Source organism: Paenibacillus endoradicis (genome assembly GCF_024721975.1).
The window spans coordinates 595,543-608,402 of sequence record NZ_JANQBB010000001.1 but is presented as its reverse complement, the minus strand read 5'-3'; the positions used below and the strand labels follow the sequence as shown (position 1 = coordinate 608,402).

Sequence of the window (12,860 nt, the reverse complement as noted above, 5' to 3'; positions counted from 1 at the left end):
TATATTAATGTATACACATAGATTAAGTCGGAATTACGTCAGCAAGCTTTATTACTGTATTACGATTTGTCGGAATTGGTATCCCTAGATTTCCTCGTAAAGTATTAGACTCATACTCTGTGCGATATATGCCACGCTGTTGCAAAATAGGAACAACTAACTCTACGAAGTCATTGAACCCTTCAGGTATAGGCGATCCAACGATAAAGCCATCCGCAGCACCTTCTTCAAACCATTGCTGTAATATATCTGCGATACGCTCCGGTGTACCAATAAATGCGGTACGTGGAGTAGCCGCTTGAAGCGCAACTTGACGAAGCGTCAGATTATTTTCTTTCGCACGTAGCTTAATTCGATCTGTCGTACTTCTGAAGGAATTTGATCCGAAGTCACCTAAATCCGGAAATGCTTCATCAAGCGAGTATTGAGTAAAGTCATGATGTTCAAAAAACCTTCCCAGATGATCTAGTGCGTATTCAATCGTAACTAAATTAATAATTTCATTTTGTTTCTGCTCTGCTTCCTCTTGAGTTTGTGCAATAATTACACTTATCCCAGGAAAAATTAGTGTATGCTCTGGATTACGACCATTGTTCTTAATTCTACTCTTTACATCACTATAAAATAGCTTAGCTTCATCAATAGACTCGGGACCAGTAAATACCGCATCAGCCGTCTTCGCTGCAAGTGATCTACCACTATCTGAAGAACCCGCTTGAAACACCACTGGTTGCCCTTGCTTAGAACGAGCAATATTGAGCGGTCCTTGCACTGAGAAGAATTCGCCTTTGTGATTAAGCTGATGTAGCTTCTGAGGATTGAAAAAGACTCCAGATTCTTTATCTCGTACAAAAGCATCATCTTCCCATGAATCCCATAGTCCCTTAGCGACTTCGATATATTCTTCAGCTATTTTATATCGATTTGGATGCGTTGGATGTTCCTTCCCACCAAAGTTCAATGCACTTCCTTCCAATGGAGATGTAACTACATTCCATCCTGCACGCCCACCACTTATATGATCAATCGAAGAAAACTGACGAGCGACAGTGAACGGTTCACTATAGGATGTTGACAATGTACCGATTAGACCAATATTGGAAGTTACCGCACCAAGTGCTGATAGAATCGTAATTGGTTCAAATCTATTGAGAAAGTGAGGAGTTGACTTTTCATTGATATACAAGCCATCCGCTACGAAGACAAAATCAAATTTCCCTTCCTCTGCTTTTTGAGCCTGCTGTTTATAGAATGGAAGACTAACACTTGCATCAGCTTGCATCTCAGGATGTCTCCAGAGTGAGCCTGGCCCTATCCCATGAAGAATTGCACCTAACTTCAAATATCTTTTGTTTCCCATATACACTCCACCTTTATCGTTATAATTTTGCTTCCTCATCCTTCATTTCTGTTATAGCCAAATGAGCTAGTAATCGTACACCTTGTGTAAGTGAAGACTCATCTAAGTTAAAATGAGACTTATGCAGCCCTGCGGTAATTGCTAACTCGGCATTACGACAACCTAGTAAAACGAATGCTCCAGGTACACGATCAAGATACCACCCGAAATCCTCACCAGCTAAACTAGGACGATCAATAATTTGTACTTGCTCACTACCAAAAATAGCAGAACCAACTCGCAAGACGTCTTTCACAGCTTCCGCATCGTTCACTACAGCAATTCCTTCCCGTATTACTAGTTCATAAGAGCCTCCATATACGTTAGCAATTGCCTTAGCATGTTGATCTAATCCATTTGTTATACTAGAAACGGTCTCTTTGCTAAATGCTCTAAAAGTACCTGTGATGACACTTTGTTCCGCGATAGCATTGATTACGGTTCCCGCTTGTATCGTTCCGAATACAAGTACAGCCGATTCTGTAGGATCTATTCCATACGTCATCATCCCATTTACGGCAGAAATATAACTAGCTGACATCTGTATAGCATCTACTGCTAGATGAGGTGTGCTATGGTGACCTCCTATTCCGCTGAACACGACTTGAAAATGACTCGAGGCTGCCATTGCATAATGAACATGCACTCCTAATGTTCCAACTTGTAGCTCTGGCCACACATGAAGAGCGTAACAACGATCAACGCCTTCTAGAATTCCTGCTTCAATCATGTCGCGTCCCCCGGAAAGGAGTCTTCCATCCAATGGGCTAGGCATTGCGCCTTCCTCAGCCGGCTGAAAGATGAAGCGAAATTCTCCGATTAATCGATCTCTATGCGCTGCTAAAGTTTTGGCTAACCCAAGCAGCATGGCTGTATGTGCATCATGACCACAGGCATGCATAATACCCGGATAATTAGAGCGATAGTCTATCTCATTCAATTCCTCGATAGGCAATGCATCCATGTCAGCGCGGAACAGTATCGTCGGTCCATTTCCTGCACCTCCGCGCAATGTACCTACTACACCTTTTCCAAAATGAGGCCCTACATTATGAGTAACGTCAATCCCCCATTGTTCTAGGAGAGTAACAACGATGCTAGCCGTACGATCTGTCTGATATAACAATTCAGGATGACGATGAAGATCTCTACGAACCAGTACAAGCTCTTCTTGCAATGTATCTGCATAGCTTAGCATTGATTCCAATAAGGTTCTGGAAGTACTATTGTCAATCACACTCGTTCTTCCACCTTGAGCAATTCGCTATAACGATTCAAGGGAACTTTCAATCCCAAATTACCACGCAATGTATCGCTCTCGTATTCTGTTCGGAACAAGCCTCTTGCTTGAAGAATTGGCACAACTAACTCAATAAAATCCTCTAGTCCATTAGGAACGGATGATCCAACCATAAATCCATCTGCAGCACCCGCTTCAAACCATTGCTGTACTTGATCTGCCACTTGTTCTGCTGTACCGATAAAGTTAGGTCGAGGCGTTGCTACCGATAGTGCAACTTGCCGAAGTGTAAGTCCATGTTCCTTGGCTTTCGCTTTAATTCTATCTGTACCACTTTGAAAGCTATTTCGACCTAATTCACCTAGTTCGGGGAAAGGTGCATCCAAATCGTATTGAGAGAAATCATGGTGTTCAAAATATCTTCCCAAATATAGTAGCGCATTCTCTGCTGATACTAAAGCAACTACGTCTTCATATTTCCGTTCAGCCTCTTCTTGCGTTACACCAACGACTGGGCTAATCCCTGGGAATATTAGTACGTCATCCGGGTTACGACCGAACGTTATCGCTCTATTTTTCACATCATTATAAAATTCAATTGCTTCTTCAATCGTTTCATGGCCAGTAAATACAGCATCGGCTTCTTTGGAAGCATAATTTTTTCCGACTTCAGAAGATCCTGCTTGAAAAATAACTGGATGCCCCTGCTTAGAACGCGCTATATTAAGTGGTCCTTTCACTGAGAAAAACTCACCTGTATGATTCAACTCGTGTAACTTCGACGGATCAAAGAACACTCCAGATTCCTTATCCCGTATGAAAGCATCATCCTCCCATGAATCCCATAATCCACGTGTTACCTGTAAATATTCTTTCGCGATTCGATAACGCTTCTCATGTTCAGGATGCTCTGTTTTTCCGTAATTCGCAGCAGTTCCTTCAAGCGGAGAAGTAACGATATTCCAACCTCCGCGTCCACCACTTATTACATCAAGCGAGCCAAACTGACGCGCAACGGTAAAGGGCTCACTATAAGAAGTCGATAGGGTACCTACAAGACCAATCTTTTTACTAACCGCTGCAAGTGCACTTAGTATCGTAATTGGTTCAAATCTATTCAAAAAATGTGGGATGGACTTTTCATTAATGTAGAGTCCATCTGCAACAAACACGAGATCAAACTTCCCTGCTTCAGCTTTCTCCACCCAGCTTTTGTACAATTCGAAATTCACACTTGCATCCGACTGAATACCAGGATGTCTCCATAATGAAGTGCTACTACCTACACCATGAAGCATAGCGCCTAACTTCAACTGTTTACGTTGTCCCATCATTATTCACTTCCCTTCTTAATATGCACTTGGTCTAAATATGCTGTTTTAATTCGCTCAATTTGAGCAATATGATGATGCACATGGTTTGTAAATGCTGGAATGATATCACGGATGAGAACAGTATCTCCCTTGAAGTTAATGCCGCTCTTAGCCAACTCTTGTTCGCTGAGCCTGTTGAAAAGCAAACGATTATATTGAAGCAATGCCCCGAACAAATCCAAAATATCACTCACTTCACTCGCGTTAGAATGCTGTCCAGCAACCCATTGATCTTGCTCAAAAGTAACAAGTTGCTCCTTCGAATCTGCTAGTATTCCTCTAATGCGAAACGAAACAACGATGTTATGATCTGCAAGATGCGCGAGCACCTCTGTAACGCTCCAGCTCAATTCTGTTGCTTTCCATCTCAGTTGTTCATTACTAAGTCCAGCTATAGATTCAACTAATCGCATATGTGTATTCAAAAAAGCTTCAATATCGAGTTCACTCATTTTTTTGCCTCCAATTATAATTGAGATACCAACTGTTGCGTTGGCTTGATACGATCAAATGTTGTAAAATCCTACACTTCCAATCTTATTGTTCGCATGCAACAACATTCGCTTTGCGGTTCCGGCAATAAAATCTACCGCAATAGGAAGCGATCGCTCATCTAGATCAAAAGCGGGATGATGCCATTCATGATTACCAGCAGTTCCTATAAATACAAACAAACCTGGTATTTTCTGCTGGTACTCTGAGAAATCTTCACCCGCAAGAGAAGGAGTGGCAATGATAGGTATCAATCCAAGCTCTTCTGCCTCTTGCCATGCTAACTCAGCAAGTTCATCATCATTGTGGACTGCAGGTGGTCCTTCAATCCAATGTACTGATGCTTTAGCATTGAATGAAGTAGCGACCCCTTCGACTACTTGATCAAACCTCTCAATGATATGACGACGAACGACTTCATCAAAGGTTCTTATTGTTCCTTCCAGATATGCCCTGTCTGGTATGACATTCCATGTTGTGCCACTTTGAAATTTTGTGACGCTAATAACGGCGTGATCAAGTGCACTTACATTACGAGTTACAATTGACTGAAGTGCTGTCACGATATGCGAAGCAACGTTAATAGGATCAATTCCTGACTCAGGAACTGCAGCATGTGTCCCTTTGCCTTCTATATCCACTGAAAATCGATCAGGAGCAGCCATCAGTGCTCCCCCTTTAATGCCTACTGTACCAACAGGATAATCTGGCTTATTATGAAACCCCAATATGGACGTAACACCTTCTAATGCCCCGGAATTGATAACCTCGCGAGCCCCTGTCGCCTTCTCTTCTGCAGGCTGGAAAATTAACCTGATCGTACCATTAAGTTTTTCTTCATGTTCTTTCAGTAAAATTGCCGTGCCTATAAGGACTGCGGTATGGTAATCATGACCACAAGCATGCATTTTACCTGGGCTTACAGAAGCAAATGAAAGTCCTGATGACTCCTGAATTGGTAAAGCGTCAATATCTGCGCGTAAGGCAATGATTGAGCCACCATTTAGTCCACCAACCTCCGCAATTACGCCAGTATGGAGGGAATAGTCTACGATTCGAATACCAGCATTCTCGAGCCACTTCCTAATTTTAGCTGTCGTCTCGAACTCCTCATCTGATAACTCAGGATAACGATGTAATTCTCTTCTAATATCACTTAACCAATTAGAGAACACTTTTGCACTGCTTAGAGATGTACTCTTTGTCATCTCTTCTCCCCCTCAAAATATGTTGGTCTGTTAAGTTTTTACATTCACTATTGTAATACTGTAGCTTCTGTGAATGCTTCGCTCAGTAACTCAAACGACCGTATTCGTTTCTCGAAAGGAGTTACATTCGTTGTAATCATGAATTCGTTAATTCCTAATGCTCCCTGTAAGGATATTAAATTTTCCCTTACAGTTTCCTTTGATCCAAGTGTAACAAGAGCTTCTCTTTCTTCGATTGTGAACGGCTCATTTGCCTGAATTCCGTACTCCTCTGCTTGTTGAATTGTGCCGAGTGTAATGGTACGTCCACTAGCCAAATGAACTTTTACTAGCTTCTGTGGCGACTTCAATTCAAGTGCCTCTTCATCCGTTTCAGCAACAATGGCTGTCAATGCCACAATTACCTTCGGAGTAGAGCCATTTTTACTAATAAATTTTTCATTATATTTATGAACTGCATTGAAAGCTATCTGTTCATCACCACTAATAAATAGAGAGAAAACATAAGGTAGTCCGAGTTCGGCAGTAATCTCTGCACTTTCTACTGATGCTCCTAGCACATGAAGAACCGGTGCGACTGGAGGAATCGGAGTCGCCTGTAAACCTACAAGCAACTCATCTTCGCCAAGTTTTCCATGTAAATGCTTCTTAAGTTCAATGATCTTTTCCGTTAAAGACAATGGCTCAGTAATACTTTTTTGCAACGCTTGAGTACTACGTGGTAATCCACCCGGTGCACGCCCCACTCCGAGATCAACTCTATCTGGTGCGAGCGATGATAATACATTGAAGTTTTCGGCTACTTTATAAGGACTGTAATGTTGAAGCATAATGCCACCTGATCCGATTCTGATTTTCTTTGTCTTCGCTAATAAATAAGCTATTAGCACTTCTGGTGATGAACCTGCTAACGAATCTGTATCATGATGCTCTGAAACCCAATATCGGTTGTAACCTAATTCTTCTGCTTTTTGTACAAGTTCTACAGTATGGGCGAATGCTTCTTTAGCTGATTCACCTGGGTAGATCGGACTTTGATCTAGTATGCTAATTGTGATTGCCAATAGTAACACCTCTGTTCAAAGTATATTTGCAACAATTCCAATAAGTTTAGTGCGAATTGTATACATATAAATGTATCACCTCTTGTTTAAAGGCGCTAATAGAGTTTCTCTATACATCAATAGATAATCCGATAGTAATAATAAAATTAAATAGTATTGAATGATAACTTTTCTCGCAAAGCATTAATGATTTCTATATTTTCACCAGTTAAGGAAATAAGGTTTGTTTGAAGGGAGATTCCTTTCGTCTCTTCAATTTCAATAGGAACTAAACTCCCATTCATCATTTCTTCTTTGGCACATGAATCGGGTAGGAAGCAAATTCCTGCATGCTGAAGTACAAGCTTCTTCGCAGTTTCCGAGTTATCCACGTTATACACAATATTAAGTGGATGTTCTAGGTGATCAAATACACGATGAACACGTTGCCAGTCTAACGAACCGCATTCAAAAAACACAAATATTTGCTCACTAATTTCTTGGATTGTAATGTTAGTCTTCATGGTGAATGGATGTCCTTTATACACATACAGACGTATCGGGTCATTAAAGAAAGGAATAGATTGTACAGATGGGTGGACTAATTTTCGGACAAAAGCTAAATCGATCTCTTTATCAAGCAACTTGCTAATTAAGTCAAAAGAAGGAGCAGTCAACAGTTTAAATGTTATTTCAGGAAACCAATCCTTCAATTCATGCAATATTTCTGGAATGAGATAATTTGACACAGATACCGTGCTGCCTATTCTCAATTCGAGTGAACGAACACTGCGATCTTGTATGAGTATTTTACCCTTTTGAAGTGTTTGGAGGATTTGCTGGGCATATGGGAGGAATTGTTTCCCTTTATCTGTAAGCTTTATTTGTTTACCTAGGCGGTCAAAAAGTTTACTATCCAGTTCTCGTTCTAAAGTCTGAATTCGTGCAGTTACTGAAGGCTGTGAGAGGTACAGTACCTCTGCAGCTTTATTGAAGCTACCATAGTGGTTCACATACACAAACGCCTCGATATTCTCAATATTCATAAATATCTCCACCAATACTATTATAATAGAAACTTTTCATATAGATTAACACGGAATTAGATATAAACAAAGATATTCCTTAATTTTACTATATATTTAATTTTCTTCAGTTCCCTATTAATTTATATTTCTATGTACAAAAAGAAAAATCCACCTAGTCATGATACTGAATTAGCGTTTACCATTCAGCACCTTTACTAGGTGGATTTCATTCGATTAATTTCTATGATTCTTCTTGATCTGCTTCCTTCTGAATGAGACCAGCGAATAATGCATGTACAAACTGATCGGAATCGAATTCTTGAAGATCGCCCATTTTTTCACCTAGACCAACAAGTTTCACAGGAATATTCAATTCATTGCGAATGGCAATGACAATACCACCCTTAGCTGTACCATCAAGTTTCGTAAGGACAAGTCCAGTTACGCCACTTTTTTCACCAAATAATTTTGCTTGGCTAAGCGCATTTTGACCTGTCGTAGCATCTAGCACTAGTAACACTTCATGAGGTGCTGTAGGTAATTCACGCTGAATAACACGGAAGATTTTATTCAATTCTTCCATCAAGTTAGTTTTATTTTGTAATCGACCAGCTGTATCACAGATCAATACATCAACTTGACGTTGCTTTGCTGCTTGAACAGCATCATAGATAACTGCAGCTGGATCAGAACCAGAAGATTGCTTGATCACATCTACACCAACGCGTTGTCCCCATACTTCAAGCTGTTCAATAGCACCAGCTCGGAATGTATCTCCTGCAGCAAGTAGTACGTTTTTACCTTCACTTTTCAGCTTATGAGCTAGTTTGCCGATCGTTGTTGTTTTACCTACTCCATTAACACCTACAAATAGGTACACAGTGATTTCGCCAGCAGGTGCAACATTTAGATGTGATATGCCATCACCTTTAAGCATCCCTACAAGTTTTTCAGATAAAACGGGTTGCAACTCAGCAGCACTTTCGATTTTACGCTTTTTCACTTCAGCACGTAACTCTTCGATAAGTTGCATAACTGTAGTGACACCTACGTCAGCACCAATTAGAATCTCTTCAAGTTCCTCATAGAACTCTTCATCGATTTTTTTGCGACGGGTAATTAGTTCTTCAACTTTTTCAACAAGAGCTGTTCTAGTCTTAGCCAGCCCTTCCTTAAATACATTAGTTACCGCCTCAGTCTTCGAAGCAATCGTTTCTTTCAACTTTTTGAAAAACCCCATAATTGGATAACATCCTCTCAAAACTTTTCATGTTTTACTTGAATGACTTCCTTGTTGATGAAAAGTTACATCGGAAGCTAAAACTTTTCATGACTTGTATAGTTACTTCGTTGCTTATGAAAAGTACATCGGAAGCATCTTCTCGAAACTTTTCATAGATTAAGCAGTTACGCCATCCAGCTCATGACTTTCTTCAAGTCGAACAGATACAAGCTTAGACACGCCGCCCTCTTCCATTGTCACACCATACAATACATCGGCTTCTTCCATTGTACCTTTACGATGCGTTACGACAATGAATTGCGTTAACTCAGAGAATTCACGTAAATATTGAGCAAAGCGAGAGACGTTAGCTTCGTCAAGCGCAGCTTCGACTTCATCTAGCACGCAGAATGGAACAGGCTTCACTTGTAATATTGCAAATAAAAGTGCAATGGCAGTTAAAGCACGTTCACCGCCTGATAATAACTGTAGATTTTGCAGCTTCTTCCCTGGTGGTTGTGCAACAATATCAATACCTGTTTCCAATATATTACTAGTGTCAACAAGGATCAGATCTGCACGACCGCCGCCGAATAATTTACTAAATACAACGATAAAATGTTTACGAATTTCATCAAATGTGGTTTTGAAGCGTTTCGACATTTCATCGTCCATCTCTTTAATAACTTCATATAATGTAGACTTTGCTTCCATCAGATCATTTTTCTGTTCTGATAAGAAATCAAAACGCTCTTTCACTCGCTCATACTCTTCAATTGCACCTAGATTAATATCACCCAATGAACTAATTTGACGTTTCAAATCTTTCACATCAAGTTGCATAGGAGCGATTTCTTCAGGTGGAGGGTATTGCTCTTTAGCCATTTCATAGCTATAACTATATTCCTCACTAAGTTTGCGAATCGTATGATCTAATTCAACGTCTTGGCGGTTAAGTACGATTTCCGTTTGACGCATTTGCTCTTCAATATTACGAAGACTTATACGCTGTTCCTTCGTCTCACTTTCCCCTTGTTCCAAGCCAGTTGATTTCTGAGATCTTTGCATACGATAATGATCTGTCTTATCGCTACATTGTAACTTAGCATCTTTCAAATTCACAAGTTGCTCAGCCTGTTCAATCGCTTCTTTTTCGAGATTAGATCCATTTTGACTTAATTGCGTCTCTTGTTGTTGCTGCTGACGCAGTTCATGCTTAGTCCTTGCAATCTCATCTCTTAAACGACCAGCTTGATCCTCATAATTACTATATTCTTGATCCAGCTTAGCGACAGAAATTTTCAGATCAGTAAGTTGAACCTGTAGCTCTTCTTTCTGACTTTCATTCACTTTACGGGTTTGCTCGGCAAGTTTTATAGCTTCTTGAAGTATCTTTTCTCTCAGAGATAGTTGCTCCAACTGTTGTTTTGCAATTTCAATTGATTGCTCAGCAGCGACACTTTCTGTTGTCTGTGTACTTTTATCTGAAGAAGATAACGCTTGTTGCTCATTCAAAAACTTCATCTCTTGCTGTAATTGTTGAAGTTCGCCTTTAAGCTGTTGTTCTTCTACTCTTTTTTGCTCTAGCTTCTCACGTGCTTGTTCAGCATTTTGATTGCGAATCGATATTTCTTTGCGATTGTCAACAATTTGCGCGCGCAATTGCTCAATTTGTTGTTTGGTTTGTACAATGACTTCATCCAATTGTTCAATCTGACGATGTCTGCCAAGTAGACTTGCGCCTTTCTTCTGCTGACTACCACCTGTCATTGAACCGCCAGCATTAACTACATCGCCTTCTAGTGTTACGATACGATAACGGTACTGACAGCGAGAAGCAATACGGTTAGCTTGTTCCAAATTTTCAGCAAGAAGCACATTCCCTAATAAGTTATAGACAATCTCTTCATATTGCTTATCACTTTTCACTAAATCAGCTGCAATACCAACAAATCCATCTAACTCACTAATCATACGTTTATCAGATTCATTCAGACGACGACCACGAATGACATCAAGCGGTAAGAAAGTTGCACGACCTAATTGACGTTGCTTCAAATACGAAATCGCGGTACGCGCACTACGCTCGTCTTGCATAACGATATGTTGAAGTGCTCCACCTAATGCAGTTTCGACTGCGGTCTCAATACGCTGTGGCACATGAATAAGTTCTGCAACAGCACCATGAACACCTTGAATACCTGATTGTTGACTACGAGATGCTTTCAGAATTTCTTTGACACCATGCATGAAACCATCCATCGCGTCTTGCATTTCTTTCATCGTATCTCTACGGGATAAGTCACTATCTATTTTTTGTTCTAATTTTCGTAAATTAGTACTTTCTTGTTCAAGTGAAAGATTCAACTTACGAGCTTCATCAGCTTCAGTAAGCATTTTCGTACGTAACTTATTAATGTCAGCAACAACTGTTGCTAATGACTGATCCAGCTCGTATTCCCTAGCTTCCAATGCACGTTGTTGTCCAGTCCATTTCGCTTCGTCTTCTTGTATTCGTTCCATACGACGTTGCAGTGCTTCTTGTTGTTGTTGTGTATATCGCACTTCATTACGAAGCTGTGCCATGGAGCTGAAAACGTCTAATAATTCACCTTTCAGACGCTCTTCTTCATCTTGAGCGCTTCCAGTCGTAACCCCTTGCATCCGAATTTCTTCAGCTGCTAGCTTAATACGGTGCTCACTCAATTGCTCCTCTATCTCTGCTGCCTTACTACGTATAGATACTTCTTCCTGCGATAAAGACATAATTTTAGCATCAGTAACTTCGATAGTTTGAGTTACGGTTAATTTTGTAGCATCATTATGACGGATACGTTCTTTGATGATTTCGCCATAACCTTCGCATTTTTCAACATCTTCACTGATTTGAAGCATTGCTTGATGTAATTCATCGAGTTGAGCTTCTATTTCACGTAATTGCAAGCGATCACTTTCTAATACAGCATCATGCTTGCTTACGACAGATGAAAGTTTAAGTTCTTCTTCTTGCAGCTTTTCCAACTTACTAGTTGACTCAGACCATGCACTATGTAGTGTTTCAATCTGATGAACATATAATGAAATTTCTTTTGATTTCAATTGTTCCTTAAGTTGCTTAAAATGAATAGCTACTTCAGATTGCTTGCGCAATGGTTCTACCTGGTCCTCAAGTTCAGTTACGAGATCATGAATACGTAACAAGTTCTGTTCAGTATCATCTAACTTCCGTTTTGCTTCTTTTTTTCGAGACTTATACTTAACAATTCCCGATGCTTCTTCAAAAATCCCTCGACGATCTTCAGAGCGAGTACTTAATATTTCTTCAATACGACCTTGTCCAATAATCGAATAAGCTTCCTTACCGATTCCTGTATCCATAAACAACTCCGTAATATCCTTTAAGCGACAAGCTTGCTTATTGATCATATACTCGCTATCACCACTACGATGGACGCGTCTTGTAACTGTTACTTCGTTATATTCGAGCGGCAAGGCACCATCGGAGTTGTCTAGCGTTAAGCTTACTTCTCCATAGTTCACTGCACGTCTGGCATCGCTACCTGCAAAGATGATATCTTCCATCTTGCCACCGCGGAGACTTTTCGCACTCTGCTCACCAAGAACCCAACGGATTCCATCTGATATATTACTTTTACCAGATCCATTAGGCCCAACAACGGCTGTAATACCGTTCACAAATTCCAATTCAGTTTTATCAGCGAATGATTTAAATCCCGCTAATTCAATTCTTTTCAAGAACATAGTTTGGCTTTCACCTCCCGAACATTGTACCACATTTTAAGTGGTCTCGATATGATATTACTAGAAAATCACCACATACAAAAAGCATCCCTT

9 protein-coding genes are annotated in these 12,860 nt (G+C 40.3%); all 9 read right to left on the bottom strand.

Features of this window, described 5'->3' with window-relative positions; translation table 11 throughout:
* Nucleotides 1-22: 22 nt before the first annotated feature.
* The gene (locus NV377_RS02670) at nucleotides 23-1,360 is read right to left on the bottom strand and encodes an LLM class flavin-dependent oxidoreductase (protein ID WP_258199616.1); all 1,338 of its coding nucleotides are present in this window, start codon (nucleotides 1,358-1,360) and stop codon (nucleotides 23-25) included.
* A 19-nt stretch (nucleotides 1,361-1,379) separates the two neighbouring features.
* A complete protein-coding gene (locus NV377_RS02665) occupies nucleotides 1,380-2,636 on the bottom strand; it encodes a M20 metallopeptidase family protein (RefSeq protein WP_258199615.1) in 1,257 nt (418 codons plus the stop codon).
* Nucleotides 2,633-3,970 carry an LLM class flavin-dependent oxidoreductase gene (locus NV377_RS02660; protein WP_258200348.1) on the bottom strand — a complete coding sequence of 446 codons (1,338 nt, stop codon included), beginning with the start codon at nucleotides 3,968-3,970 and terminating at the stop codon, nucleotides 2,633-2,635. The genes NV377_RS02665 and NV377_RS02660 overlap by 4 nt, the downstream gene beginning before the upstream one ends.
* Before the next feature lie 2 nt (nucleotides 3,971-3,972).
* Nucleotides 3,973-4,464: a DinB family protein gene (locus NV377_RS02655; protein WP_258199614.1), complete on the bottom strand. Its 492-nt coding sequence runs from the start codon at nucleotides 4,462-4,464 to the stop codon at nucleotides 3,973-3,975.
* 54 nt (nucleotides 4,465-4,518) lie between these two features.
* Nucleotides 4,519-5,712, bottom strand: a complete 1,194-nt coding sequence (locus tag NV377_RS02650; RefSeq protein ID WP_258199613.1) for an amidohydrolase — start codon at nucleotides 5,710-5,712, stop codon at nucleotides 4,519-4,521.
* A 47-nt stretch (nucleotides 5,713-5,759) separates the two neighbouring features.
* Nucleotides 5,760-6,776, bottom strand: a complete 1,017-nt coding sequence (locus NV377_RS02645) for an LLM class flavin-dependent oxidoreductase (protein ID WP_258199612.1) — start codon at nucleotides 6,774-6,776, stop codon at nucleotides 5,760-5,762.
* A gap of 146 nt (nucleotides 6,777-6,922) precedes the next feature.
* Nucleotides 6,923-7,801, bottom strand: a complete 879-nt coding sequence (locus NV377_RS02640) for a LysR family transcriptional regulator (protein WP_258199611.1) — start codon at nucleotides 7,799-7,801, stop codon at nucleotides 6,923-6,925.
* 223 nt (nucleotides 7,802-8,024) lie between these two features.
* Entirely contained in the window at nucleotides 8,025-9,023 is a 999-nt protein-coding gene (ftsY, locus tag NV377_RS02635) for a signal recognition particle-docking protein FtsY (protein WP_258199610.1), read from the bottom strand.
* A 159-nt stretch (nucleotides 9,024-9,182) separates the two neighbouring features.
* Nucleotides 9,183-12,767 carry a chromosome segregation protein SMC gene (gene smc / locus NV377_RS02630; RefSeq protein ID WP_258199609.1) on the bottom strand — a complete coding sequence of 1,195 codons (3,585 nt, stop codon included), beginning with the start codon at nucleotides 12,765-12,767 and terminating at the stop codon, nucleotides 9,183-9,185.
* Nucleotides 12,768-12,860: the final 93 nt, after the last annotated feature.